Origin of the sequence: Streptomyces cathayae, from assembly GCF_029760955.1 — a bacterium.
Taxonomy (GTDB): domain Bacteria; phylum Actinomycetota; class Actinomycetes; order Streptomycetales; family Streptomycetaceae; genus Streptomyces; species Streptomyces cathayae.
Genome location: NZ_CP121682.1, coordinates 4,476,377 through 4,501,924, shown reverse-complemented (window position 1 = coordinate 4,501,924; position 25,548 = coordinate 4,476,377). Strand labels below are relative to the sequence as shown.

General features: G+C 72.7%; 21 protein-coding genes. 10 read left to right on the top strand and 11 right to left on the bottom strand.

Going from position 1 to position 25,548, the window contains the following annotated elements; all coding sequences use genetic code 11:
- Positions 1 to 63: 63 nt before the first annotated feature.
- Positions 64 to 1,011, top strand: a complete 948-nt coding sequence (locus PYS65_RS20620; RefSeq protein ID WP_279335404.1) for a MerR family transcriptional regulator — start codon at positions 64 to 66, stop codon at positions 1,009 to 1,011.
- Here PYS65_RS20620 and PYS65_RS20615 read toward each other — a convergent pair.
- Complete coding sequence (locus tag PYS65_RS20615) at positions 950 to 2,146, bottom strand: RNA-guided endonuclease InsQ/TnpB family protein (protein ID WP_279335403.1); 1,197 nt, start codon at positions 2,144 to 2,146, stop codon at positions 950 to 952. The two genes, PYS65_RS20620 and PYS65_RS20615, sit on opposite strands and share 62 nt — an antisense overlap.
- A 51-nt stretch (positions 2,147 to 2,197) precedes the next feature.
- On the opposite strand from PYS65_RS20615, the gene PYS65_RS20610 reads away from it, so the two are divergent.
- Complete coding sequence (locus tag PYS65_RS20610) at positions 2,198 to 2,407, top strand: TA system antitoxin ParD family protein (protein ID WP_279335402.1); 210 nt, start codon at positions 2,198 to 2,200, stop codon at positions 2,405 to 2,407.
- Between the two features lie 198 nt (positions 2,408 to 2,605).
- Here the strand turns inward: PYS65_RS20610 and PYS65_RS20605 are convergent, their stop codons facing one another.
- From PYS65_RS20605 to PYS65_RS20590, 4 genes are all read right to left on the bottom strand, one after another.
- The gene (locus PYS65_RS20605) at positions 2,606 to 2,797 is read right to left on the bottom strand and encodes a DUF397 domain-containing protein (protein ID WP_279335401.1); all 192 of its coding nucleotides are present in this window, start codon (positions 2,795 to 2,797) and stop codon (positions 2,606 to 2,608) included.
- 225 nt (positions 2,798 to 3,022) lie between these two features.
- Positions 3,023 to 3,880 (bottom strand): helix-turn-helix domain-containing protein, encoded by an 858-nt coding sequence (locus PYS65_RS20600; protein WP_279335400.1) that lies wholly within the window; start codon positions 3,878 to 3,880, stop codon positions 3,023 to 3,025.
- A gap of 352 nt (positions 3,881 to 4,232) precedes the next feature.
- The gene (locus PYS65_RS20595; RefSeq protein ID WP_279335399.1) at positions 4,233 to 4,991 is read right to left on the bottom strand and encodes a GOLPH3/VPS74 family protein; all 759 of its coding nucleotides are present in this window, start codon (positions 4,989 to 4,991) and stop codon (positions 4,233 to 4,235) included.
- A 195-nt stretch (positions 4,992 to 5,186) separates the two neighbouring features.
- Positions 5,187 to 5,417 (bottom strand): hypothetical protein, encoded by a 231-nt coding sequence (locus PYS65_RS20590; protein WP_279335398.1) that lies wholly within the window; start codon positions 5,415 to 5,417, stop codon positions 5,187 to 5,189.
- A 7-nt stretch (positions 5,418 to 5,424) separates the two neighbouring features.
- Here PYS65_RS20590 and PYS65_RS20585 point away from each other — a divergent pair, with 7 nt between their 5' ends.
- Positions 5,425 to 7,851, top strand: coding sequence for a D-alanyl-D-alanine carboxypeptidase (locus PYS65_RS20585; protein WP_279335397.1), 2,427 nt, complete (start codon positions 5,425 to 5,427; stop codon positions 7,849 to 7,851).
- A 202-nt stretch (positions 7,852 to 8,053) separates the two neighbouring features.
- On the top strand, positions 8,054 to 10,006 hold the full coding sequence (locus PYS65_RS20580; RefSeq protein WP_279335396.1) for an MFS transporter: 1,953 nt from the start codon (positions 8,054 to 8,056) through the stop codon (positions 10,004 to 10,006).
- Between the two features lie 7 nt (positions 10,007 to 10,013).
- Here the strand turns inward: PYS65_RS20580 and PYS65_RS20575 are convergent, their stop codons facing one another.
- Complete coding sequence (locus tag PYS65_RS20575; protein ID WP_279338018.1) at positions 10,014 to 11,150, bottom strand: ADP-ribosylglycohydrolase family protein; 1,137 nt, start codon at positions 11,148 to 11,150, stop codon at positions 10,014 to 10,016.
- A gap of 180 nt (positions 11,151 to 11,330) precedes the next feature.
- Here PYS65_RS20575 and PYS65_RS20570 point away from each other — a divergent pair, with 180 nt between their 5' ends.
- Together PYS65_RS20570 and PYS65_RS20565 are read left to right on the top strand one after the other, a co-directional pair.
- Entirely contained in the window at positions 11,331 to 11,792 is a 462-nt protein-coding gene (locus PYS65_RS20570) for a prevent-host-death family protein (protein ID WP_279335395.1), read from the top strand.
- Between the two features lie 94 nt (positions 11,793 to 11,886).
- Positions 11,887 to 12,141, top strand: a complete 255-nt coding sequence (locus PYS65_RS20565) for a hypothetical protein (protein WP_279335394.1) — start codon at positions 11,887 to 11,889, stop codon at positions 12,139 to 12,141.
- 37 nt (positions 12,142 to 12,178) lie between these two features.
- On the opposite strand, the gene PYS65_RS20560 is transcribed toward PYS65_RS20565, so the two are convergent.
- The 3 genes from PYS65_RS20560 to PYS65_RS20550 all read right to left on the bottom strand — a co-directional run bounded on the left by PYS65_RS20560 (position 12,179) and on the right by PYS65_RS20550 (position 16,527).
- Positions 12,179 to 12,769: a hypothetical protein gene (locus PYS65_RS20560; RefSeq protein ID WP_279335393.1), complete on the bottom strand. Its 591-nt coding sequence runs from the start codon at positions 12,767 to 12,769 to the stop codon at positions 12,179 to 12,181.
- A 163-nt stretch (positions 12,770 to 12,932) separates the two neighbouring features.
- Entirely contained in the window at positions 12,933 to 15,518 is a 2,586-nt protein-coding gene (locus PYS65_RS20555) for a bifunctional FO biosynthesis protein CofGH (RefSeq protein ID WP_279335392.1), read from the bottom strand.
- 115 nt (positions 15,519 to 15,633) lie between these two features.
- A complete protein-coding gene (locus PYS65_RS20550) occupies positions 15,634 to 16,527 on the bottom strand; it encodes an LLM class F420-dependent oxidoreductase (RefSeq protein ID WP_279335391.1) in 894 nt (297 codons plus the stop codon).
- A 293-nt stretch (positions 16,528 to 16,820) separates the two neighbouring features.
- Between PYS65_RS20550 and PYS65_RS20545 the strand changes: the two genes are divergently transcribed.
- The 4 genes from PYS65_RS20545 (at position 16,821) to PYS65_RS20530 (ending at position 22,377) form a co-directional block, all read left to right on the top strand.
- Positions 16,821 to 18,359, top strand: coding sequence for a CehA/McbA family metallohydrolase (locus tag PYS65_RS20545; RefSeq protein WP_279335390.1), 1,539 nt, complete (start codon positions 16,821 to 16,823; stop codon positions 18,357 to 18,359).
- Positions 18,360 to 18,371: 12 nt separating this feature from the next.
- A complete protein-coding gene (locus tag PYS65_RS20540) occupies positions 18,372 to 18,767 on the top strand; it encodes a nitroreductase/quinone reductase family protein (RefSeq protein ID WP_279335389.1) in 396 nt (131 codons plus the stop codon).
- A gap of 211 nt (positions 18,768 to 18,978) precedes the next feature.
- On the top strand, positions 18,979 to 21,945 hold the full coding sequence (afsR, locus tag PYS65_RS20535) for an SARP-family global regulator AfsR (RefSeq protein WP_279335388.1): 2,967 nt from the start codon (positions 18,979 to 18,981) through the stop codon (positions 21,943 to 21,945).
- 240 nt (positions 21,946 to 22,185) lie between these two features.
- Positions 22,186 to 22,377, top strand: coding sequence for a hypothetical protein (locus PYS65_RS20530; RefSeq protein ID WP_279335387.1), 192 nt, complete (start codon positions 22,186 to 22,188; stop codon positions 22,375 to 22,377).
- Positions 22,378 to 22,505: 128 nt separating this feature from the next.
- On the opposite strand, the gene PYS65_RS20525 is transcribed toward PYS65_RS20530, so the two are convergent.
- Entirely contained in the window at positions 22,506 to 23,048 is a 543-nt protein-coding gene (locus PYS65_RS20525; protein WP_279335386.1) for a hypothetical protein, read from the bottom strand.
- 52 nt (positions 23,049 to 23,100) lie between these two features.
- Positions 23,101 to 25,467 (bottom strand): protein serine/threonine kinase AfsK, encoded by a 2,367-nt coding sequence (afsK, locus tag PYS65_RS20520; protein ID WP_279335385.1) that lies wholly within the window; start codon positions 25,465 to 25,467, stop codon positions 23,101 to 23,103.
- Positions 25,468 to 25,548 lie beyond the last annotated feature (81 nt).

Genomic DNA, 25,548 nt, shown 5'->3' with positions numbered 1-25,548 from the left:
GGGGCAGGGTCCAGCGTTCGTGTCGTCGGGCGGACGGGCCGCCCGACGACGGAGGATGGCGCGGTGGACCCAGAGGTGGATCCGGAGAGCGGGGAACTGCTCGGGATCGGCGCGTTCGCGGCGCGGGCGCGGCTGTCGGCCAAGGCGTTGCGGTTGTACGACCGGCTGGGGCTGCTGGCGCCGGCGCGGGTCGACGAGGTCACCGGTTACCGGTCCTACCGGACGGGTCAGGTCGAGCGGGCCCGTACGGTGGCGCTGCTGCGTCAGCTGGACATGCCGCTCGCCCGGATCGCCGAGGTTCTCGACGCGGACGACGGTGCGGCCGCGGCCGACCGGCTCGCCGCCTACTGGGCGGACGTCGAGGCCCGGATCGCCGGACAGCGGACACTGGCCGCATTCCTCCGTGGACGGCTCTCTGGGAGGAGTTCCGAGATGTACGGAAAGTTCGCGGTCGAGACGGTGGACGTGCCGCAGCAGGTGCTGATCACCGAGACGCGGCACACGCTGGCGGACGAGTTGCCCGCGTGGATCGGGGCGGCGCTGGAACGGCTGGAGCGGGGCGCCGCGGAGTGCGGAGGTGTGGCCGGGGTGCCGTTCGTCGCCTACCACGCCGAGGTGTCGATGGAGAGCGACGGTCCTGCCGAGGCGTGCGTGCCGGTCGCCGACGAGGCGGCGGCACGGGCCTGGGCCGAGGCACGGGGCCGGGCGTGGGAGACGACGGTGCGGGTGGAGCCGGCCCAGCGGCTGGCCCACACCCGGATCACCAAGGCGCAGGTGGCGCATCCGCAGATCCTGGCCGCGTTCGAGGCGGTGGAGCAGTGGATGGCGGCCGAGGGGCTGACGGCCGCGGGTCCGTGCAGGGAGGTGTACTTCGCGGACTGGGAGGCCGCCGGGGCGGAGGATCCGGTGTTTGACATCCTCCCCTCCCTGAAGGAAGGGGATTCCTGGCTCAGGCCGCCTCCGGGAGCAGCGCTCCCGGAGGTCTTGTGCCCTCAGCACCAGCCGGGTTGAGACCAGCCCGGACCAGCATCACGCGTGCGGAGTTCTTGTCCCTGGGGGACACGGCTCCGCACGCGGTGCAGGTATACGTTCGTGTCGACAGCGGCAGGCGGTGCTTGGCTCTCGCCCCGCAGTGCGCGCAGTCCATCGTGGTGTGCGCGGGATGCACCAGGCGCACATCCCGGCCGTGCTTGCGGCCCATCTCGACCAGGGCCGTCCTGGTGGCGCCGATCGCCGCGTCGGCGGCCTTGCGTGCCATGGTGGTCCTGGAGAGGAACTTCGGCCGGAAGTCCTCCACCGCGATGGCGTCGTGGTCCCGGACAACCCTCTTCGCCCACTTGCGGGCGGTGTCCTGCCGCTGCCGGGCGACCTTCTTGTGCAGCTTCGCGACCTGCTTCTTCGCCTGCCGGTAGCCCTTCGACCCGGCCTGACCGCGCTCCGGCCGACGACGGGCCATCATCCGCTGATAGCGCGACAGGCGCTGCGCGACTTTCTTACCATGCTGGGCATGCGGCAAGTCGTGCGCGTCGCTCGTGGTGGTGGCGGTCTCCTTGACGCCCCAGTCCACGCCGATCACCGTGCCCGTTTCCGGGAGCGACTGGGTCTCGGTGGCGACGACGAACGAGGCGTACCAGTGCCCCACGGAGTCCTGGTGGACGCGCACGCTGGACGGGGCTGCCGAAAGTTCCCGGGACCACACCACCGTCAGCACGATGCCGCCCGCCAAGTGCAGGCGGCCGTCCTTCAGCCGGAACCCGCGCTGGGTGTAGTTCAGTGTGGGCAGCGCGTCACGCTTGCGCTTGGTCCGAGGCATCCCGGCGCGCTGCCGCATTGACAGTCGAGCCTTGATGTCTTTCACGGCCTTCGCCCTGGACTTGGCAAAGTCGCGGATGGTCTGCTGCTGGGGCACGGAACTGCCTTCACGCAGCCACCCCACGACGGTGCGGGCCTCGGTCAGCATCTTGTCGAGCTGGGCCGGGCCGCACGTCGTCTTCTCGGCCGCATCCTGGTTCAGGGCGTGGACCTTGCGCGACATGGCCACGCACTCGTTCCACACCCACCGGCACCGTGCCCACTCGGCCATGAGACCCGTGCGGGCGGTCGACGACACGCGGAGGCGGTAGGCGTACCGGGCGTGCTCGGTCATGCCGCCTCCTCTCGCATCGTCATGGCTGGACTTTAGCTATACCGTGGCTGCATGGTCAATTTTAATGTGCGCTTTCCTGACGACTTGCATGCCCGCGTCCGCGCGCAAGCGGCTGCGGACCGGCGGTCCATCAACTCCGAGATCCTGCACCTGATCGAGGTCGGCCTCGCCGCCGTCGCTTCCGGTACGCGCGATCGCCCTGACGGCGATCCCGCTTCTCCTGCCCCGCTACGCGGGGGTCCGGATTCCTCCCCGGCCTGAAGGCCGGGGCATCCTCCGGCTATCAGGTGACGTCGCTTTTCCGGTGCGGTGAGCCGTCGAGCCGACATGGCGAGGTGAGGCGGGTCGCGGGGAGGCGTTCGCCGGGCCGAGAGGGTGACGGGATGGGCCGAGCCCTCTCGGCAAGGACGGCGGTCTCGTCGAGAGGGCTCCGTGGAGCTCTGTCCGGTTCCGGCCTCCTCAGACCTTCACCGAGGCCACGAAAGCGGTCCACGCGTCCGTGGGGAAGGCCAGCTTCGGGCCCTCGGGGATCTTGGTGTCCCCGAGCTCCAGTGCCTCCACGGTGGTCGACCTGACCATCACGCACGCGCCGTTGTTGTTGGTGTAGGAGGACGTCGTCCACGTTTCCGTGGTGCCCAGACGAATTGCCATGTTCGCTCCGTAGCCAGTTGCTGAGTTGCTGTCACCGGGCTGCGCATTCCGGCAGGGACCCGCAGAACGGATTGCGCCAACCTTCGTTCGTGGCCGGCGTGATCGACGCTACTGGTCGGCATCCTTTTCCGGCGCAGCCATTCACTCGACCGGGTGGCATATCCCAAGAGATACTTCCAGTCAGGCACGGCAGCGGTGTAGCATCCCGCCCTCCCCTCCGGGAGGTCAGCGCGCGTACTCCTTCGCCACGCGTTCCACGAGCTGGCGGGACTGTTCCACGTTCAGGGACTGCGCCCTCAAGTGCTCGTACATCACGGTGTACTTCTGCACGTCGTGCGGCTTCTCCAGGTACAGGTCGCTGGTCACGCCCTCGATGTACACGACGCTCGAGTCGGCCGCGTCCGCGAACTCCAGGATCGAGTACTGGCCGTTGATGCCGGAGTGCGCGCCGACCTCGAACGGCAGCACCTGCACGGTGATGTGCGGCAGCTGGGACAGCTCCATCACGTGCTCCAGCTGTTCACGCATGACCTGGCCGCTCCCGACGACCCGGCGCAGCGACGCCTCGTCCAGGACCACCCACAGCCGCAGCGGGTCCTTGTCGGCGGTGATCCGGCCCTGTCGGCGCAGACGCACCTCGACCCGCTTGTCGTTCTCCTGGTCGGACGACTCGGGCGAACCGCCCTGGACGATCGCCTCGGCGTACGCACGGGTCTGCAACAGGCCGGTGATGATCTGCGGTTCGTAGACCCTGAGCGACTCCGCGTCCGTCTCCAGGCCGATGTAGACGCTGTACGGGATGTCACCGAAGGCGTGCCACCAGCCCTGCTGGCGGGAGTCCTTGGCCATCTGCATCAGCGACTCGACGATCCGCTGGTCCTCGACCTCGTAGACGCCGCAGAGGTCGCGGACGTCACGCTGGCTGATGCTGCGCCGGCCGTTCTCCAGCCGGCTGATCTTCGACTGCGACACCAGCAGTCGTTCCGCCACTTCCTCGGCCGTCATGCCCTTGAGCTCGCGGAGCCTGCGGAGCTCCTGGCCCAGCCGGCGTCGCCTGACGGTGGGATTGACATTGGACGCCACGGGACGTGCACCTCCGGCTGCGTGCCTCGTACTTACTCGTACTTGCCACTTTGCGTATCTGGTGTTGAGCAGACTGCCACCAAGGTGCTTCCTACCGCTGGGAAACAGCGGTTATGCGGCCGCTGTCCGGCAGTTCGCGGTGTGGTGACGCCACGGACCGGTGCGGACGGGTAACGTCGGTCGGTTGCGGTGTCGAGCGGTTGCGAGCGGTCACGGCGTCCACCGGTTCGCGGCATGCCGAGCGGGGCGGAGAGAGCCGTGAACTCTCTCCGCCCCGCTCGAACAGCGGCTCCCGTGACCGGGTCTGTGGTGCCGTGGCCGACCAGGGGCCCCGCGGGGCCCGGCCGTCGGCCTAGTGGGCGGCGGCGCGCGCCATGGATCCGTGGCGCGGCTGGGCCGGTACCCCTCGGGCGGGTTCCGGTCCGCCCCGGCCGCCGGTGGTGGTCTGACGGCCGCCTGCCGGGGCCGCGCCACGGCGCGGCTGGGCCGCCGCACCGTTCTGCACGTCCATCACGGCATGCGCCACCAGGCCGCCCATCGGGTCGTGCCGGATCAGGTCCCGCAACCGGGAGCGCGAGGAGCGACCCTCGTTCCCCGGGTACAGGTGTTTGCCGAGGCCCACCGCGTGCGCCAGTGCGGCGAGCGCCGCGGTCCGCGGGTCCGGCGGCACGCCGGTGCGGATCGCGGAGTCCAGCCGGGCCCTGATCTCCCGGCTGATCTCGGTGTCCGTCGCCTGGTAGCGAGTCGTCGGCAACACCCCGCACATCTGGCCCGCCACGGCATGCACCATGCCGCACCGCTCCAGATGCGAGAGGTAGGTCTGGCGGAGCCCGAGACGCGGCCCGCCTATCCAGTGGACAGCCCGAACCGGAGCGCCGCGCCTACGCAGCAACTCCAACGCGCTGTCCAGAGTCGGATCTCCAGTCGGCCGTGGCACCACCACGGCGATACGATCCCCGTCTGGGGCTATCCGTCCGGCCAGCGCCAGCTCCACTAGCTGTGCTCCGGCCAGACCGAGGTCGAGCGACTGCGGCTGCGCAGTGGTACCCGTGGTCGGGTCCAATGCCAGCAGCAAAAGCTCTTCCGGAAGTGTTCTTCGGCTCCTGCCCATCCATGCCTCCCCGCGTGGATGAATGACAGGGTGACCCCTCTCACATTGGTCTGTCGAGGGCGCGTGACCGGTTCGTGAGGGAACCGGTAGGTATGTCGTTCTCGTCTACCACGTGGGGGAAGCCCGCACACAGGACACTGGTACATGGTTCGGACAGCGCCGCTGAGCGTTGTTCCGGGCGGGCGAATTGCGGATTCACGGTTCGGTAGGCGTACGCGCGGACGCGCGGCGCACGGAGGAGGCATCGGTGGCGGGCGAGTCCCCCGACAGGTCGAAGCAGCGCGAGTCGTCGGCAGAACCGACGCCGGGGAGCGCGGGCCCGGTTCCCGAGGCCAGGAGCGAGGCGGAGGGTTCCACGGAGAAGCGGGACCCCCGGTTGACGGTGAGCCGGGACGCGACGCCGTCGGAGTCGTCCGCGTCGGCCAAGGGCTCCGTGGGGGGAGTCGATACGGCCACCCGGGTGCTGTCGGTGCGCGACGCGCAGACCGACGAGCAGGAGGACGAAGACGACCGGGCCGACCGGATGGACGAGGACGCCTCGGATTCCGCCGAGCCGGAGTCCGGGGCGAAGGAAGCCGCATCCGACGGGCGTGACGATTCCGCTACGGACGGCGACGGGCGGCTGCAGGCCGTAGCCGCCTCGTGGGTGCGGTCGGCGGACGAGGCGGAGCAGGACGGGCCGGGGAAGGGCACGGAGGGCGCCCAGAAGGCCGAGAACGCCGACAGGGATGACACGGACGAGCGGAACGGTCAGGACGAGCGGAACGGTCAGGACGAGCGGGAGGACGCCCAGGGCGGCGGCGAGAGCCCTGACGAGGGCTCAGGCAAGCCTTCCGGGGCCGACGGTACCGACGCACCGGACGCGGACGCGGAGGCCGAGTCCGAGTCCGAGGTGACACCGGAGGCCGACGCCGACGCGGCCCCCGCCGCCGCCCGCGCCGCCGACGCCCCGGACGCCGAGGACGACACTCCCACCGCCGACGGCGGCGACGGCACCGACCCGGGCGCGACACCCGAGGACGCCAAGAAGGCCGACAAGGCCGACAAGGCCACGCCCGAGGCCGGCGCGGACAAGGCGAGCGGCACCGACGACGTCGACGCCAAGTCCACCGCCGGGGCCGACGAGACCGACGCCGAGGACGCCGGGAAGGCCGAGGACGCCGACGAGGCTGCCCCCGGCGCGCCCCGCACCGATCAGCCCACCGCCGTCTTCAAGGCCCCGCGCCCCTCCGCGCCCGCCGTCGACCAGCCCACCACCATGCTGAAGCTGGGCGACGCTGCCAAGAAGGCCGGTGAGAAGGCCGACAAGGACGCTGGCAAGGCCACCGACAAGGCTGCGGGCACCGATCCCCAGCCCGAGTCCGCGGCCGAGCGCACCAGCAAGTTCGTGCCGCTCAAGGACCTGGACGACCCCGAGGTGCGCAAGGCCCCGAAGGTCGGGGACTCCGTCACCACCGCGCTCCGGGTGCCGCCCTCCGCGTCGCCCGCCCCCGCGTCGCCCGTCACCGCCCCCGCCGACGCCACCCGTTCGGTCCCGCAGGTCGGGCCGGAGCTGACCAGGCAGCAGCCGCTGCCGCCCAAGCCGCCGTTGGATCTGCTGGCCGAGCTGACCAACACCCCGCCGCCGCCGGAGACCCCGCTGCGGACGGCCGTGCGGCGGGTCAAGATCTGGACGCCGCTGGCCATTCTGCTGGTGATCGTCTTCGCGGTCGTACAGAACATGCGCCCGCTTCCCGCCCCCACGCTCGAACTCACCGCCGAGGAAACCCACACCTTCGACGGCGACCAGGTGAAGCTGCCCTGGCCCGACGAGGGGCAGGGCTGGATGAGCGTCGACGGCATCGGCGCGATGGACCACTTCGGTGAGCAGAAGCCGGTCGCCATCGGCTCGGTCGCCAAGACCATGACCGCGTACGTCATCCTGCGCGACCACCCGCTGAAGCCGGGCGAGGAAGGCCCGAAGATCGAGATCGACCCGACGGCGGAGAAGGAGGGCGGCTACGACCAGCAGGGCGAGTCCACCCTCAACACCGTCAAGGCCGGCGACTTCCTCACCCAGAAGCAGGCCCTGTCCGCGGTCATGATCCCCTCTGCGAACAACATCGCCCGCCTGCTGGCGCGTTGGGACGCGGGCTCCGAGGAGGCGTTCGTCGAGAAGATGAACGCCACCGCCAAGGAGCTCGGGATGACCGACACGACGTACACCGACCCGTCCGGTCTGGACAAGACCACCGTCTCCACCGCCGAGGACCAGGTGAAGCTCGGCAGCGCGGCCATGAGGATCCCGGCCATGGTGGCCATCACCAGTGTGGCCAGCTGGACGGACCCGACCGGCAAGTACTGGAGCAACCACAACCAGCTGCCCTTCACCATCGGCGCGATCGGGCTCAAGACCGGCAACACCACCGCGGCCGGCGGCAACCTGCTCTTCGCCACCCACAAGAAGGTCGACGGCCAGACGGTGACCGTCGTCGGCGCGATCCTCGGTCAGCGCAAGGCACCGTCGACCCTCGACCTGGTCAACGCGGTCAGCAAGACCGCGCTGCTCGCCGCGCAGGACGTGCCGACCTCGGAGAAGATCCTGAAGAAGGGCGACGTCGTCGGGTACGTCGACGACCGGTTCGGCGGTCGCACCCCGGTCGTCGTCACCCAGGACGTCACCGCGGTCGGCTGGGCCGGCCTGAAGGTGAAGCTGAACCTCTCCGCCGACGCCCTGCCGCACACCGAGAAGGCCGGCACGAAGGTGGGCACGCTCACCGTCGGTGACGGCAAGGACAGCGCCGCCGTCAAGGTGCCGGTCGCTCTCCAGGAGGACCTCGTGGAGCCCGGCTTCTCGGACAAGCTGACGCGCATCGCCTGATCCACCCCGCTCCCCGGCGAGCGGCGGGCATCGCACCCCGCCGACCGGAGCCCGTCCTGGGCCCCGGTCGGCGGGGTGCGTGCTAGCGTCACGAAACGGGCAGGTCGCCGGTGACCGGGGCGCGGATGTCAGCACCACGGCGGACGGCCGCGACCGCCGACCGGAACGCGAACAGAAGACGGGACACGGGGAGTGCCTTCAGGTGGCCACTGCGGAGCCGACACGCGCCGACGACGCCGATCCGGGCCCGGGGCCCGGCCCGCGAATACCCGAGCCGGAGGCGGACCGGCCGCCGGGCGGCGCACCCGGCCCTGAGGGCGGCTCCGCACCCGCCTCGGACGCCGCCCCCGCACCCGCACCCGGCTCGGACGCCGTCCCCGCCCCCGCGCGGGTCTCCCGTCCCAGGGCCGCCGTCCGCGCGGTGCGAACCTGGGTGCTGCGGCATCCGGTGCTGTCCGTCACCGCTCTCGCCGGCGTCCTGCACATCGTCTGGTTCTTCACGTTCGCGAACAGCGGTGGCGACCTCGCGGCGCAGGACGCCTGGGCCGAGTTCGTCGGCCGGCACCCCGACTCCGCGTACAACCTGGCCTGGTACGGCGGCATGCACCCGGTGTCGTACAGCATGGTGTCGCCGTACCTGATGTCGCTCCTCGGGGTGCGGACGACGATGATGCTCGTGGGGACGGCGTCGGCCGCGCTGCTGACGATGCTGCTGATCCGCGGTCTCCCCGGTCTGCGCAATCCCCTGTGGGCGGCGCTCGCGGGCGTGTTCGGGCTGCTGGGCAACGCGGCCTCGGGGCGGGTGACGTTCGGGCTGGGCGTGATGTTCGGGCTGGCCGCGGTCGCCGTGGTGTTCTGCTGGCCTCACCGCTGGCGTTACAAGCGCTGGGCGAAGGCGCTGTGCGCGGCGCCGCTGGCGGCGCTGGCCACGATGTCCTCGCCGGTCGCGGGCCTGTTCGTGGGGCTGGTGGCGGTGGCGCTGTTCCTGCAGAAGCGGCGGCCGGGGGCGTGGGCGCTGGGGCTGGGTCCGACCGCGGTGGTGGCGGTGTCGGCCTGGATGTTCCCGTTCTCGGGGACGCAGCCGATGGGGTTCGGCTCGGTGGTCCTGCCGCTGGTGTTCTCGGTCCTGGTGGCCGTCCTGGTGCCCCGGGAGTGGATCACGGTCCGGATCACGGCCGCGGTGTACGGACTGGGGGTGGTGCTGGTCTGGCTGGTCAGTTCGCAGATCGGCTCCAACATGACGCGGCTGGCGATGCTGTTCGCCGGGATGGCGCTGGTGGCGGCGCTGCCGTTCACGGTGCCGCGGAGCCTCAGGTGGTACGCGCTCGTCGTGGCGTCCGTCGGGTTCGTCGGGTGGATCGGCTTCAAGTCGGCCGACGACGTCGTCAACACCACCCCGGCCGCCTCCTGGGCGCGTGAGCTGGCGCCGCTGGTCAACGAGCTCCAGGAGGTCGGTGCGGAGCGGGGCCGGGTGGAGGTCGTGCCGGCGCGTTCGCACCGCGAGGCCTCGGCGCTCGCGCCGTACGTCAATCTGGCCCGGGGCTGGAACCGGCAGGCCGACATGGAGCGCAATCCGCTCTTCTACGACGACACGCTCAACTCGGCGAACTACCACGAATGGCTGAAGCGCTGGGCGGTGCACTTCGTGGTGCTGCCGAAGGACGAGCCGGACGGTGACGGCGGTCAGCGGGAGCGGGAGCTGGTCCAGCGGGGGCTGCCCTATCTGAAGCAGGTCTGGGGCGACGCGAACTGGCAGCTGTTCGAGGTGAGCGAGCCGACTCCGCTGGCCGAGCCGAACACGGTCGTGGAGCGGGCCGAGCAGGGCGGGATGACGATGCGGGTCGAGGAGGCGGGCCGCATCCTCGTGCGCATCCCGTACTCGCCGTGGCTGAGCATCGTCGACGCGGAGGGCGACAAGCTGCAGCCGCCGCAGGAGACGGCGGAGTCCGAGGAGCGTTCCGAGAGGGGCGGCGCCGGGGGCGCGGAGGACGTGCCGAAGACGTACGACAACGTCAACGGCTGCCTGATGGAGACGGAGGAGGACGCGAACGGCGACCGGTGGACGGTGCTGATCGCGCCGAAGCCGGGCACGTACCGGCTGGCGGCGCCGTACACCGTGCCGCGCGGCACGCCGTGCCCGGACGAGCTGCGCTGAGGCGGGTTCAGCCGGGCAGGGAGCCCGCGACGCCCCGGGGGTAGCGCGCCAGCCAGGCCGGGGACGAGCCGGCGGGGCTGTGCAGGGCGGGGCCCTGGGTCATCTCCATGGCGAAGTCGTCGGCGAGTTCCAGGATCGTGGGACGGCCCTCCAGTTCGGCCAGCCAGGCCGGCGGGAGGGCCGTCTCGCCGTGCAGGGCGCCCAGCAGTCCGCCGGTCAGCGCCCCGGCCGCCGCGCTCGGCCCGTCCTGGTTGACGGCGAGGCACAGCCCGTGCCGTACGTCCTCCCCCACCAGGGCGCAGTACACGGCGGTGGCGAGGAGGCCTTCCGCCGTGCCCGCCCCGGCGAGCCGGGTGACCCGGTCCGGGGTGGGCATCCCCTGCCGCACGGCGCCCAGGGCCTGCTGCAGGGCCTCCGACACCGGCTGGTGCCCCGGCCGGGCGGCCAGCAGCGCGAGCGCCCGCTGCACCGCCGCGTCCAGGCTCTCGTCCCGGGCCAGCCCGTGCACGAGCACCGCGTACGCGCCGGCCGCGAGGTAGGCGGTCGGGTGCCCGTGGGTCTGGGCCGCGCACTCCACGGCGAGCTGGGCGACGAGGTGCGGCTCCCAGCCGACGAGCAGCCCGAAGGGCGCCGAACGGGCCGCCGCCTCGGGCCCCGCCTCACCGGGGTTCTTGGGCGACCCGGGCGTCCCCATGATCCCGTCGCCGAGCCCCAGCAGCAGGGCGCGGGCCGGGTCCCGGCGGGCGTAGAGCCACTCCTGCCGGGCGAGCCAGCCGTCCTCCGCGCGGCGCTCGTCCGGCCCCCAGTCGCGTTGCGTGACCGCCCAGCGCAGATACGCCTGGTGCAGGTCGGTCGGCGGGTGCCAGGCGCCGGTGTCGCGCCGCACCTGCGCGCGGATCAGCCCGTCCACGGAGAACAGGGTCATCTGGGTGAGGTGCGTGACGGCTCCGCGCCGGTCGTGGGCGGGGGCGAACCCGGTGATCCCCGCGGCGCCGTACGCCTCCCGTACCGCCTCGGCTCCCATCCCGTCCACGGGCGCGCCCAGGGCGTCCCCGAGGGCGACCCCGAGCAGCGTTCCGCGCACCCGGCTGCGGAAGTCCTGCTGCTCGCGCCGCCCCCACACGGGCCCGGCCGTCGCGTCCACCAGACCTCCCAGGCCACCGTGCATACGTACGACGCCAGCACTGTAACGAACGGGAGTGACCGGTTCAGCACGCGGTGAGGTAGGGGAGCGGCGCCCGAAACGACCAGATCTGATCGCCACACGACAAAGGTCTACGCCACCGATTGATTTCGGAACATGTTCCGAAGTACGGTTTCCGGTATGTCCACTCCTACGGTCGCCTTCTCAGAGCTCTCGAAGAACTCGAGACGTGTCGCCGAAACGCTCGACCGGGCCCACCGCGTACACATCACACGTCGGGACGGCGAGGACCTCTACCTGACCACGGCTCGCCATGACCAGCAGCGCGAGGAAACGGCGGACGTCACCGCCCGCCTACTCGCCGCCCTCGTTCGCAGCGACGGAGGCGAGCGGGCCATACAGCGCGCGCTCCCCTCGGTCTTCCCCTGGGTCCGTCACCTGTCCTCGGAAGAGCTGCGGCAGTTCGTGACCGACCTCATCGACGCCACGCACGACGTCGCCCAACTGGACATACACAGCGAACTCCACCGCGTCATCGTCGAATGGCGCGCCACGGCCCGCATCCTCGCCGACCCCGAACTCACCGCACAGCTCACCCGTCGGCTGCCGGACGAGGACCATGGCGAGGTGACCGCACCGTGAGCCCCAAGCGTGGTGACGATGTCGCCCCGCCCTCCGTGGTGAGGAATGGCACCTGCGATTCGCGACGAACGAGGCAGCGAAGGGGTGGGGCGAGTTGGGCGCGGAGGCGCCCGGAAACACACGTCGCTGTTTCGAGGCTCTGCGCAGGGACCCGCTGTCCCGAGCAGACCTCGATCGTCAGCACAGGCTGCGCGGCCGGCTGGCCACGGCCGACCTCCGCGGCCAGGACCTCGCCCAGTGGGAGTACGAGGTGACGGCAGGCGGCCGTGTTCGCTACCTCGTTGACGAGGAGCGCCGGACTGTTCACCTCGTGTACGCGTCCACCCGACACCCCAAGGACACCGACTGATCTGCCCGCGACGGCATCGGGTCGGCCGGGTCGGCCGTTACCCGACGACCCGGACCGTGGTGCCCGGGGTGCCGAAGGTCCACAGGGCCTCGCCGTCCTCCTTGGCCACGCGGATGCCGCCGGTGGTACGGCCGTCGGGTGGTGGGGGTGAGGAGCCGTCGACGGCGTTGGAGAAGGCGATGGAGACGCCCGACTTGGCGGCGAAGTACATGATGTGCTCGACGGCGACGCCGTCGCTGCCGGTCGTGGCCTCGGTGCGGGTGCCGATCGCGTACGTGCCGGGGTCGGGGGCGACCGTGCCCGGCCAGACCTCGAAGGAGCGGCGGGGGGCGTCACTGGCGTCCACCAGCCACACCTGCCGGTCGTCGAGGGAGTAGACGATCCGGCGGCCGGTGCCCGAGTCGGCCGGGACCGCCTCCGACTCCGCTTCCGTCTCCGTCCCGGTCTCCTTCTCCTCCGGTTCGGCGGACGGTTTCGCGTCCGCCGTCGCCGACGCGGCGCTCGGGCGGCTCGTGGACGCGGTGGGCTTCGGCCCCTGGTCCGCCTGGACGGCCAGGACCGCCACCGCGGCTATCGCCCCCGTGGTCAGCCCGGTCACCCAGGCCCACGAAGGAAGACGGGCAGGCACCGGTACGCATCTCCTCAGCTACGAGAACCCCCCTCGACTTCGGGGCCCGATCATCGTACTGCGACGGGGGCGGGGCAGCCGGGTGGGCCGCCCTCGCCCGCTCCGGTCCGCCCCTGCCCCGTGCCGGCCCGTCCCGGTCCCCCGGTCCCCCGGTCCCCCGGTCTCAGTCCAGCACCGGCAGGAGGGCCGGGAGGTGGCCGTCGGAGGCCTGGGCCGCCTGCTGCCGTTCCTCGGGGACCTCGCCGTACAGGGTGGTGCGGGGCCTGGCCGGGCGGCCCGCGGCTTCGGCGACCGCGATCAGGTCCTTGACGGACTTGTAGGAGCCGTAGGAGGAGCCCGCCATGCGGGAGATGGTCTCCTCCATCAGGGTGCCGCCGAGGTCGTTGGCGCCGGAGCGGAGCATGTCCGCCGCGCCCTCCGCGCCCAGTTTGACCCAGCTGGTCTGGATGTTGGGGATGTACGGGTGCAGCAGGAGGCGGGCCATCGCGGTGACCGCGCGGTTGTCCCGGGTGGTGGGGCCGGGGCGGGCGATGCCGGCCAGGTAGACGGGTGCGTTGGTGTGGATGAAGGGCAGGGTCACGAACTCGGTGAAACCGCCGGTGCGTTGCTGGATGCCGGCCAGGGTGCGCAGGTGCCCGAGCCAGTGGCGGGGCTGGTCGACATGGCCGTACATCATCGTCGAGGAGGAGCGGATGCCCAGTTCGTGGGCCGTCTCGACGACCTCGATCCAGGTGGCCGCCGGCAGTTTGCCCTTGGTCAGGATCCAGCGGACCTCGTCGTCGAGGATCTCGGCGGCCGTGCCGGGGATCGAGTCCAGGCCCGCCTCCTTGGCCGCGGTGAGCCACTCGCGGATCGACAGGCCGGTGCGGGTGGCGCCGTTGACCACCTCCATCGGGGAGAAGGCGTGCACGTGCATGCCGGGGACGCGTTCCTTGACCGCCTTCGCGATGTCGAAGTACGCGGTGCCCGGCAGGTCGGGGTGGATGCCGCCCTGCATGCAGACCTCCACCGCGCCCACCTCCCAGGCCTGCTGGGCGCGGTCGGCCACCTGCTCCAGGGAGAGCGTGTACGCGTCGGCGTCGGTGCGGCGCTGGGCGAAGGCGCAGAAACGGCAGCCGGTGTAACAGACGTTGGTGAAGTTGATGTTGCGGGTGACGATGTAGGTGACGTCGTCGCCGACCGCCGAGGCGCGGACGTCGTCCGCGATCCGGCACAGGGCGTCCAGCGCCGGGCCGTCCGCGTGCAGCAGGGCGAGGGCCTCGTCGTCGGTCAGTTCCGTCGGGTCGTCGGCCGCCGTCGCCAGGGCCTGGCGTACGTCGGTGTCGATGCGCTCGGGTGCCATGCCGGGGACGGCGGCCTCGCGCAGGGCGCCCCAGTCGCCGTAGACCTCGTCGAAGTCGTCGCGGCGGTCGGCGGTGCGGCCCTCGGTGTCGATGGTGCGGTGCAGGTCGGTGCGGCCGCTGGCGGTGAACACCTCGTCGGGCTCCTGCCAGGGGCGGCCCTCGACCACGGCGTCCGGCAGGGCGAGGCCGGTGGCGGGGTCGGCGAGCGCCGCCACGTGCGGGCGCAGCCGCGGGTCCAGCCAGGGTTCGCCGCGGGTGACGAACTCCGGGTAGACGCAGAGGCGTTCGCGCATCTCGAAGCCGGCCGCCCGGGACTTCTCGGCCAGTTCCTCGATCCGCGGCCAGGGGCGTTCGGGGTTGACGTGGTCGATGGTGAGCGGGGAGACGCCGCCCCAGTCGTCGATGCCGGCCGCGATCAGCCGTCCGTACTCGGAGTCGACGAGGTTGGGCGGGGCCTGCAGGCAGGCGGCCGGGCCGAGGACGTGCCGGGCCACGGCGACCGTGGCGAGAAGCGCGTCGAGTTCCGCGTCCGGCATGCCGCGCATCGCGGTGTCCGGCTTGGCGCGGAAGTTCTGGACGATCAGTTCCTGGATGCCGTGGTGGGCGCGGGAGACCTTCCTGAGGGCGAACAGGGACTCGGCGCGCTCCTCGTAGGTCTCGCCGATGCCGATGAGGATGCCCGAGGTGAAGGGGACGGAGGAGCGGCCGGCGTCCTCCAGGACGCGCAGCCGCACGGCGGGTTCCTTGTCCGGGGAGCCGTGGTGCGGGCCGCCGGGCTCGGACCACAGCCGGGTCGCGGTGGTCTCCAGCATCATGCCCATCGACGGGGCGACGGGCTTGAGCCGCTGGAAGTCGGTCCAGGTCAGGACGCCCGGGTTGAGGTGCGGGAGGAGTCCGGTCTCCTCCAGGATGCGGATGGAGATCGCGCGGACGTAGGCGATCGTGTCGTCGTAGCCGTGCGCGTCGAGCCACTCGCGCGCCTCGGGCCAACGGTCCTCGGGCTTGTCGCCGAGGGTGATGAGGGCTTCCTTGCAGCCGAGGGCGGCGCCCTTGCGGGCGATGTCCAGGACCTCGTCCGGCGACATGAACATCCCGTGCCCGGCCCGGCGCAGCTTGCCGGGCACGGTGACGAAGGTGCAGTAGTGGCACGTGTCCCGGCACAGCCGGGTCAGCGGGACGAAGACGCTCTTCGAGTACGTGATGACCCCGGGCCGGCCCGCCGCCCGCAGGCCCGCGTCCCGGACCCGGGCGGCCGAGGCGCACAGGTCCTCCAGTTGCTCGCCGCGCGCCTGGAGCAGGACGGCGGCCTCGGACACGTCGAGGGAGACGCCGTCACGGGCCCGCTTGAGGGCGCGACGCATGGAGTTCTCGGTCGGACCTGTCCCGGAGGTCGCGGATGTCGTCATTCCTTGAGCATACGTTCGGCGTGATCAGGGCAAAGGGGGGCCTGGGCCCTCCTCCCGGCGCGGTGCGCACCGGCCGTCACGGGGGCCGCCGGTGCCGTCAGTGCCGTCAGTGCCCTCATCGGGTTCCCTCACCGGCGCCGTCGCCCGACCCGCCGCCCGTGCCGTCGACGAACGCCTGGTAGGCGTCCAGGGCCCGCAGCACTCCCGCCTCGTCCTCCGGCGGCAGCTGCACCACGACCTCCTCGATCCCGAGCTCGGCGAAGTGGGCGAGCTTGCCCGCACTGGGCTGGACCGCGTACGGGACGACCTGGAGGGCGCCGGGGTCGCGGCCCGCGTCGGCCCAGGCGGTGCGCAGCCGGGGCATCGCCTCGGACAGGCCGCGCCCGCCGATCGGCATCCAGCCGTCGGCGTACTCGCAGACGTGCGTGAACAGCTTCGGCCCGGACATCCCGCCGACCAGCGTGCGCGGACCGACGACGGGGCCGCGCGGCTTCTGCACCGGCTTGGGGTGCGCGAAGCTGGCCCGGACGCTGCCGAACTTCCCGTCGTACGCGGTCGGTTCCTCCGACCACAGCGACCGCATCAGGCCCATCCGGTCCCGGACCAGCTCCCGCCGGGTACGCCATTCCACCCCGTGGTCGGCGGCCTCCTCGACGTTCCAGCCGAAGCCGAGCCCGAGGGTGAACCGGCCGCCGGAGAGGTGGTCGAGGGTGGCGATCTGCTTGGCCAGGTCGATCGGGTCGTGCTGCGCGGCGAGCGTGATGCCGGTGCCGAGGCCGAGCCGCTCGGTGACGGCCGCGGCCTGCGCGAGCGCGACGTAGGGGTCCAGGGTGCGGCTGTACTCCCGGGGCAGGTCGCCGCCCGCCGGGTAGGGGCTGGTCCGCTCGACGGGGATGTGCGTGTGCTCGGGCAGATACAGCCCTGCGAAGCCGCGCTGCTCCAGCTCACGGGCGATCCGGGTCGGGGTGATCGTCTCGTCGGTGAGGAAGATCGTGACGGCGATGCGCATGAGCGGGCCTTTCGTACGCGGACGACGGACCCATCAATACCCGGGCCCGGACCTCCTGTCCATACCGACCGGTCGGGACACCGGGGCGGCCGCGGCGGGGCGGGGGCACACGACAGGGCCCGCGACAGCGGGTCCGACGATGAGCGGTCTCCGTCGCTGAATCCGCTGATTTCCTTCCCTTGCACGGCAGTTCACCGCTCGATATCAGTGTGGTGCCGCAGCACCCCGCACCACCCGTGCAGCCCGTGCCCTGTCATCCGCCCGTCACCACACGACACCCCGGGAGCAGCAGCATGTGCGAGGAGCACCAGAGCGGGATCGGCCGGCGCGCCGTTCTCCTGACGGGAGCCGCCGCCGCGCTTACGTTGGGAGGCGTGAGCTTCGCCTCCGCGGCCGGCCGCGGTGAACAGGAGACGAGGACGGTGCGCGGCACCCTCCCGCCGGGCGCCCCCGACTTCGTCTACGTCCCCGTCGACGTGCCGGACGGCGTACGGGAGATCAGGGTCGCCTACACCTACGACAGACCGTCCGTCCCGGCCGGGACCGCGGGCAACGCCCTCGACGTCGGGATCTTCGACGAGCGCGGCACCGAGCCGGGCGGTGAGGGTTTCCGGGGCTGGTCGGGCGGGGCCCGTACGGAGTTCTTCCTCCGCGCGGACGACGCGACCCCCGGCTATCTGCCCGGCCCGGTGCGGGAGGGCACCTGGCACATCGCGCTGGGCCCGTACACCGTGGCCCCGCAGGGGCTGTCGTACGAGATCACCGTCACGCTGACCTACGGGGAGCCCGGCGAGACGGTCCGGCCGGTGTATCCGCCCGAGCGGGCGAAGGGGCGCGGGCGGGCCTGGTACCGGGGCGACTGCCATCTGCACTCCTGGCACTCCGACGGCCGTCGCACCCCGGCCGGGATCGCGGCGCTCGCGCGGGCGGCGGGGCTGGACTTCATCAACAGCTCGGAGCACAACACCCATTCCGCGCACGCCCATTGGGCGGACACCGCCGGGGACGACCTGCTGGTGCTGCTGGGCGAGGAGGTCACCACCCGCAACGGGCACGTCGTCGCGCTCGGCACGGACCCCGGCACCTTCGTCGACTGGCGCTACCGGGCCCGCGACGACCGGTTCGGCCGGTTCGCCCGCCGGGTCCGCGACGCCGGGGGCCTGGTCGTGCCGGCGCATCCGCACGCCACCTGCATCGGCTGCAACTGGAAGTTCGGCTTCGGCGAGGCGGACGCCGTGGAGGTGTGGAACGGCCCCTGGACACCCGACGACGAGGTGGCCCTGGCCGACTGGGACGGCATGCTCGTCGCCTCGGTGCGGGGCGGACAGGGCGGGCGGGACGGCAGGGGCGGCCGGGGCTGGATTCCGGCGATGGGCAGCAGCGACGCCCACCGGGACCCGGACGTCGTCGGCCACCCGCAGACCGTCGTCCTCGCCGACGAGCTGTCCCGCCGGGCCGTCCTGGAGGGCATCCGCGCGGGCCGCTCGTACGTCGCCGAGTCCGCACGCGTCTCCGCCGCCTTCACGGCCTCCGGCGGGCGGGGCGAACACGCCGGTGTCGGCGAGCGGTTGGGCGTGGACCGGGACACACCGGTCACCGTCCGCCTGGAGGCCCGCGGCGCCCCGCGCTGCACGGTCCGCCTCGTCACCGACCAGGGCGTTCTGCACACCAGCGCCCCGCTGCCGGTGTCCGGCTCGGGTGTCGTCGAGTGGCGGACCACCCCCGCGTACGCCGCCTACGTCCGCGCCGAGCTGCGGCACGAGACGGCGGCCGGCCCGCTGCCGGGCACCCCGGCCGCGCTGACCAACCCGATCTTCCTGGGCCGCCGGTAGGCTCGCCGCACCATGAGCCGTCACGCCGAACGCACGTACCGGGCCGTCACCGCCGTCCAGCGCCGGATCGCCAATCCCCTCATGCGCCGCTCCCCGCTGCAGACCCTCCTGGAGACCACGGGCCGCGTCTCCGGCCTGCCCCGGCGCACCCCGGTGGGCGGGCGGCGGGTCGGAGACGCGTTCTGGCTGGTGTCGGAGTTCGGCGAGCGGTCCCAGTACGTGCGCAACATCCGCGCGGACCCCCGGGTGCGGGTCCGCATCCGGGGCCGCTGGCACACCGGTACCGCCCACCCGTTGCCCGAGGACGACCCGGTCGCCCGGCTGCGCTCCCTGCCGCGCATGAACAGCGCGGCGGTACGGGCGGTGGGGGCGGGACTGCTGACGGTACGGGTCGACCTGGACGGCTGAGGCGTGCGGCACCACCGCAGCTCACCTGACGAAGCGTCAACTACAGGAGCAGGGGCCGATTCCGGTGACATCGACGCACACGTGTACGCAGAAGGGGTGAGAGCCTTGTAAACCCGCGTGCGCCGCCGTGTGATCGCCGTCTCGCACGACTGACGCATGCGTCACGGACAAGGCAGACTGGCCTGGTTGTTCAGGATGCAGAGGGGACTCCATGGAGGGTGCACCGCGAGTGCCGGAGCAGGGACGTCCCGGTGCGCCGACGGCACCGCCCGAGCCGCCGGTGCTGCGCTTCAGCGTGCTCGGACCGGTGCGCGCCTGGCGCGGCGGCGAACCCGTCAGCACCGGAAGCCCTCAGCAACGCGCCCTGCTCGCCTCCCTGTTGCTCCGCGGGGGCCGTACGGCCACGGCGGCCGAGCTGATCGACGCCCTGTGGGGCGAGGAGCCGCCCTCGCAGGCGCTGGCGGCGCTACGTACGTACGCGTCCCGGCTGCGGAAGGTGCTGGACCCCGGGATCCTGGTCAGCGAGTCCGGGGGATACGCGGTGCGCGGACCGGGCGAGGACGCGCTGGACGTCGAGGTGGCGCAGCGGCTGGCCGCCGAGGCGGAGCGGGCGAAGCACGCCGGGGACCTGTGCACGGCCCGTACGCTGCTGAACCGCGCCCTCGCGCTCTGGGACGGCGAGACACTGGCGGGCGTACCGGGCCCGTACGCTCAGGCCCAGCGGGTGCGGCTGGAGGAATGGCGTCTGCAACTCGCCGAGACCCGGCTGGACATGGACCTGGAGCAGGGCTGCCACACGGAGGCCGTCTCGGAGCTGACGGCGCTCACGGCGGCCCACCCGCTGCGCGAACGTCTGCGCGAACTGCTGATGCTGGCGCTGTACCGCAGCGGGCGCCAGGCCGAGGCACTGGCGGTGTACGCGGACACGCGCCGGCTGCTCGCCGACGAGCTGGGCGTGGACCCGCGGCCCGGCCTGCAGGAACTCCAGCAGCGCATCCTCCAGGCGGACCCCCACCTGGCGGAGCCCTCCTCCCCCGCGCCGCCCGAGCCCGCCGCCGCCCCGGTCCGTCCCGCTCAACTGCCCGCCACTGTGCCGGACTTCACCGGCCGCACGTCCTTCGTGCGCGAACTCGGCACGATCCTCGCCTCGGCCGAGGGCCGGGTGATGGCGGTGTCCGCGCTGGCCGGGATAGGCGGCGTCGGCAAGACGACCCTCGCGGTGCACGTGGCCCACCAGGCGCGGGCCGGTTTCCCCGACGGCCAGCTGTACGTCGATCTGCAGGGCGCGGGGCAGCGGGCGGCCGAGCCCGAGGCGGTGCTCGGCGCCTTCCTGCGCGCCCTGGGCACCGCCGACTCCGCCGTCCCCGACTCGCTCGAGGAACGGGCGGCGCTGTACCGGTCGGTCCTGGACGGCCGCAGGGTGCTGGTGCTGCTGGACAACGCGCGGGACGCCGCCCAGGTGCGCCCCCTCCTGCCGGGCACGGAGGGCTGCGCGGCCCTGGTGACGTCCCGGGTGCGGATGGTGGACCTGGCCGGCGCCCACCTGGTCGACCTGGACGTGATGTCCCCGGACGAGGCGCTGGCCCTGTTCACGAAGATCGTCGGCGAGGAGCGGGTGGCGGCGGAGCGCGAGGCCTCGCTGGACACCGTGGCGGCCTGCGGTTTCCTCCCGCTGGCCATCCGGATAGCGGCCTCCCGGCTGGCGGCGCGCCGCACCTGGACCGTCTCGGTGCTGGCGGCCAAGCTCGCCGACGAGCGCCGCCGCCTGGACGAGCTGCAGGCCGGCGACCTCGCCGTGAAGGCCACCTTCGAGCTCGGTTACAGCCAGCTGGAGCCGGCCCAGGCCCGCGCCTTCCGCCTCCTCGGCCTGGCCGACGGACCGGACATCTCCCTGGCGGCAGCGGCGGCGGTCCTCGACCTGCCGGCGGACGACACGGAGGACCTCCTGGAGTCCCTGGTGGACACCTCCCTGCTGGAGTCCGCGGCACACGGCCGCTACCGCCTGCACGACCTGGTCCGCCTCTACGCGCGGGCGTGCGCCGAACGCGACGAGCACCCCCCGGGCGAGCGCGCCGCCGCCCTCTCCCGTCTGCTGGACTTCTATCTGGCGACGGCGGCGGGCGTGTACGCGATCGAGCGGCCCGGGGACCGGCTGGTGGACCATCTGGCCGCCACCGACCATCCCGGGCTGCGTTTCCCCGACCGGGGGCCGGCCCGGGACTGGCTCTACACGGAGGCGAACTGCCTGCTGTCCTTCGCCCGGCAGTGCGCCGACCGGCCGGACACCCTGCGCCGCAGCATCGACCTGCTGTGGGCGGCGCTCGACCTGTCGGAGTCGGGGGCCAACTCCAAGGAGTACGAGTTCACGGCGCAGACCCTGCTGGAGGCGGCCCGGAAGGGCGGCGTCGCGCAGGTGGAGGCCCGGGCGCTGATGACCCTGACGCACGCGCACCTCGACGGCGGCCGGTTCGACCTGGCCGACGAGGAGGCCGAGCAGGTCGTCCGCCTCGCACGGCGGGCCGAGGACCTGCTGCCCGTGTGCTGGGCGCACAACGCCCGCGGCGTGATCGCGCTCTACCAGAGCCGTACCGCGGCCGGCGAGGAGCACCTCTCCCACGCCCTGACGCATTTCCGGACGCTGGGCGACCGCCCCGGTGAGGCCAGCGCGCTCTGCAACCTCTCGCGGATCCGGCTGGCCACCGGCAGCACGGACAGCGCCGTGGCGCTCGCGCAGGAGGGCATGGAGATCTACGACGCCATGGGCAACTCCATGCGCGGTGCGAACGGCCGGTACGCGCTGGGCATGGCCCTCACCCAGAGCCACCGCCTCGTCGACGCGGCCGACCGGCTCCACGAGGCCCTGGAGGTCTTCCGGGACAGCCGGCAACGGCTGTGGGAGGGCATGACCCTGTTCCGCCTGGCGGAGGTCGACATCGCGGGGCAGCGCCACGCCCAGGCCGCGGCGAACGCGGAGATGGCGCTGACGGTGCTGCGCGGCATCGGCGGGCAGTGGCGGCGCGGCAACGTCCTGACGGTGCTGGGGCACGCCCTGACCGGGGTCGGCCACACGGGCCGCGCCCGCGTCTGCTGGGAGGAGGCCGTGCGCATCTACGAGGCGCTGGGCTCACCGGAGGCCACCGCGGTGCGCGCGCTGCTGACCCCCGTCGAGGCCGCCTGAGCGTACGCCGACCGCGGATGACAGCGGCGGATGACAGCGGCGTTCATCATTCGTTTATCGCCGGGCGCCATCGTGGGGTCAGTCGATCCGTCGCGTCGGGGGGCAGGCGGGTCGTCACCGAAAGGCCGCTGTACCCGCCCCATGGGGTCGAGCGGCCGAAAGGCCCGTCCGGTCATCCTCGGGGGAGTGCCCGGGCGGGCCTCATGACGACGAACACCACACAGGGGAGACCGAAGAATCATGAGTGACGAGCAGGTCGTCAAGCCGCAGGACATCCACGCCACCTCGGAGCCGCTCGACCCGAAGGCCCCGAAGGCCCCTGAGGCCGAGGACGGCGGCGCGACCACCCAGGGCGACATCCACGCCACGGACGAGCCCCTGGAGACCAAGGACATCCACGCCACGTCGGAGCCGTTCAAGCCGACCCGGTAGACCGCACCCGCACGGGGAGACAGCTGGGCCGCGACGGCGCGGAGGGGGAGCCGTCGCGGCCCAGCCGTGTGCGCACACCTGTCCGCCGGCCCCGTCCACACCGTGCGCGGGGCCGGCGGGTCAGCGGATCAGCGGGTCGCCGGGGCGTACAGGTCGGGGTCGCAGACCGAGGCCTGGGCGGCGCGTCTGCGGTCGCCGCCGACCTTCACCCGCGCGGTCGCCGTATCGTCGGCGGCCACGGCGACCTGCTGCGCCGAGGAGGCGACCGCGCGCCCGGCCCTGTCCTCGAAGTCGACGACGACGCTGAAGACACCGTCGACGGTGTTGGGGTTGGTGACCCGGACGGTCGCGTACGGGGCCTTCTTCGAGGCGCAGCTCAGCAGTTCCACGGTCGCGTCCCGCAGGGACGAGGACGGGCTCCCGCCGCTGCTGCTGCCCGTGTCGGTGCCGTTGCCGTAATTGTTGTCGTCATAGTCATCGTCGTCGTAGTCGCGGTGGCTTCCGCCGCCGGACTTCCGCGAGGAGTCGTGGTCCTGCGACGAACTGCTGCACCCGCCACCGCCACCGCCGTCCCCGCCGCCGCGGCCGCGGCCGGTCGAGAAGCCGGTGAGGGTGAGGACGACCAGCGCCGCCACCGCCGTGAGCCTGAGAGCGTTCCCCCGTGACTGCATGTCCGGCAGACTATCCAGCTTCTGTCACGAGCACGTCACTATCTGTCGACCGTCACGTCGTACGTGCCGTGCCCGTCCCCTTCTCCGCGTCCAGGGCGTAGACGCAGCGGTCCTTGCTGCACGCGTAGACGACGCCGTCCCGGACGACCGGGGAGCCGGTGATCTCACCGCCGGTCGCCAGTTTCCATCTCAGGCGGCCGTCGTCGGCCTTCAGTGTGTAGAGCAGATGGTCGGTGGAGCCGAAGTGGATGCGGCCCTCGGCGACCACGGGGGCGCCCACGATGTCGCCGCCGGCCTGGAAGCGCCACTTGGGCGTGCCGGTGACGGCGTCCAGGGTGTAGAGGCCCCTGCCGCTGCCGACGTGGACGTGGCCCGCGGCGACCAGGACCGGTTCGATCGAGGCGCGGGCCTCGGTGGCGATGCGCCAGCGGTCGCGGCCGTCGGTGGCGTCGAGGGCGTAGACCGTGCCGAGGTAGTCGGCGAGATAGACGCCTCCGCCGGTGACCGCCGCACCGGGTACGAAGGTGGGCTGCGAGAGGAAGACCGCGGGCGCCTCGAAGTGCCAGCGGACGTGCCCGCCGGCGACGTCCAGGGCGAGGACGCGGGTGCCCGCGGAGACGTACACGTACCCGTCGGAGGCGCGGGTGAGGCGGACCGGGACGCCACCGCAGGAGGCCGCGTCGCCGATCGGGTACGACCAGCGCTCGTCGCCCGTGCGGGCGTCCAGGGCGCGCAGGCGGGCGTCCTGCCAGACGTAGACCGTGCCGTCGTGGACGGCGGGGCCGGCCTCCGGGGTCTCGAAGTCGGTCTGGCAGCCGGTGACCTCCCACAGCTTGTGGCCGGTGGACGCCTCCCACGCCTGGACGCCGCCGCCCCGGGTGCCGGTGACGACGGTGCCGTGGTCGGCCTGGAGGGAGTACACCCAGGCGTCCGTGGACAGCCGCCACAGATCGCCGCCCTCCCGGGCGTCCAGGGCGAACAGGGTGGGGCCGTCGGACGCGTGGATACGGCCGTCGGCGACCGCCATCGACCAGGCGACGTCCCGGGTCTTGAACCGGCGGCGGCCGGTGGCCACGTCCAGGGCGTGCACCTCGAAGGAGGTGACGTAGACGAGGTCGTCGGCGACGGACGGGGTGCCCCAGACGTCGTTGGACATCCGGAAACGCCACGGCCGCCAGCCGCTCGGCTGCTCCGGCGGCAGGGGCGGCACGGGCGGCGCCACGGTCGCGGGGACGGCGGGGTCGGCGCCGTTGACGCCGGGGCGGGGCTTGGACCAGGAGGCGGCGAGGGCGGCCTCCGGCGGGGGTGCCTTGACGGCGGCGGCGCGGACGTCGGCGACGCGCGGGCCGGGGCCGATGGGCACCGGGGCGCCGGCCAGCCGGACCGGGCCGGTGTCGGGGGCGCCGACCGGCACGGGCGGGTGCGGCGGCGGGATCACGGGGTCGTGCGCGGGCGGCGGCGGGACCGGAGGGCGGGCGGCGCTGACGCTGCGGCCCCCCACGGGGGCGGGGCGGGCGGGCGGACGGCCGCCCCGGCGCCCCTCGATCAGGCTCACCGCCCGCTCGGGCAGCCACGCGGAGGCCGTACCGCTGTCGTCGGAGCCGGAGCCGAACAGATGCGGGGCGAGCTGGGACTGCAGGTCGGCGGGGCTGGGCCGGCCCGGGGCCTCCATCTGCATACAGGACTCGATCAGCGGACGCAGTTCGTCCGGGAGGCCGTCCAGGTCCGGGCCCTCGCGCAGCAGCATGAAGACCGTCTCGACCGGGTTCGCGCCGTGGAACGGGGCGTGCCCGGTGGCCGCGAAGACCAGGGTGGAACCGAGCGAGAACACGTCGCTGGCGCCGGTGACGCTGCGGGAGTCCTTGGCCTGCTCGGGGGACATGTAGGCGGGGGTGCCGACGGCGACGTTCGTCATCGTCAGCCGGGTGTTCGACACTCCGGAGGCGATACCGAAGTCGATCACCCGGGGGCCGTCCTCGACGACGAGGACGTTGGACGGCTTGAGGTCGCGGTGGACGAGTCCGGCGCCGTGGATGGAGTGCAGTGCCTCCGCCACACCGGCCGCCAGCCAGCGCACCGCCTGGGCCGGCATCGGCCCGCACTCGTTCACTATCTCCTCGAGGGAGGGCGCGGGGACGTACGCGGTGGCCAGCCACGGCACGGCGGCGCGCGGATCGGCGTCCACCACGGCCGCGGTGTAGAAACCGGAGACCGCGCGGGCCGCCTCCACCTCGCGGGTGAAGCGGACGCGGAACAGCTGGTCCTCGGCCAGTTCGGTCCGGACGGTCTTGATCGCCACGCGCCGCCCGGACGCCGAGCGCGCGAGATAGACCAGCCCCATCCCGCCGGCCCCCAGCCGTCCCAGCACCTCGAACGGCCCGATACGCCGCGGATCGTGCTGCGTCAGCTGATCCACCACTTGCCTGCCACCTCCCCGTACGAGTCGCGCCACCACCTGTACGCGACCGAAGTGCAGCGTCTCACCACCGCAGCCCCGTGG

Bases quoted from the DNA above. Each gene is read 5' to 3' on its own strand.
- PYS65_RS20615 (WP_279335403.1), bottom strand. From the start codon at position 2,146: ATGACCGAGCACGCCCGGTACGCCTACCGCCTCCGCGTGTCGTCGACC.
- PYS65_RS20610 (WP_279335402.1), top strand. From the start codon at position 2,198: ATGGTCAATTTTAATGTGCGCTTTCCTGACGACTTGCATGCCCGCGTC.
- PYS65_RS20605 (WP_279335401.1), bottom strand. From the start codon at position 2,797: ATGGCAATTCGTCTGGGCACCACGGAAACGTGGACGACGTCCTCCTAC.
- PYS65_RS20595 (WP_279335399.1), bottom strand. From the start codon at position 4,991: ATGGGCAGGAGCCGAAGAACACTTCCGGAAGAGCTTTTGCTGCTGGCA.
- PYS65_RS20570 (WP_279335395.1), top strand. From the start codon at position 11,331: ATGTCCACTCCTACGGTCGCCTTCTCAGAGCTCTCGAAGAACTCGAGA.
- PYS65_RS20555 (WP_279335392.1), bottom strand. From the start codon at position 15,518: ATGACGACATCCGCGACCTCCGGGACAGGTCCGACCGAGAACTCCATG.
- PYS65_RS20550 (WP_279335391.1), bottom strand. From the start codon at position 16,527: ATGCGCATCGCCGTCACGATCTTCCTCACCGACGAGACGATCACCCCG.
- PYS65_RS20545 (WP_279335390.1), top strand. From the start codon at position 16,821: ATGTGCGAGGAGCACCAGAGCGGGATCGGCCGGCGCGCCGTTCTCCTG.
- PYS65_RS20540 (WP_279335389.1), top strand. From the start codon at position 18,372: ATGAGCCGTCACGCCGAACGCACGTACCGGGCCGTCACCGCCGTCCAG.
- afsR (WP_279335388.1), top strand. From the start codon at position 18,979: ATGGAGGGTGCACCGCGAGTGCCGGAGCAGGGACGTCCCGGTGCGCCG.
- PYS65_RS20530 (WP_279335387.1), top strand. From the start codon at position 22,186: ATGAGTGACGAGCAGGTCGTCAAGCCGCAGGACATCCACGCCACCTCG.
- PYS65_RS20525 (WP_279335386.1), bottom strand. From the start codon at position 23,048: ATGCAGTCACGGGGGAACGCTCTCAGGCTCACGGCGGTGGCGGCGCTG.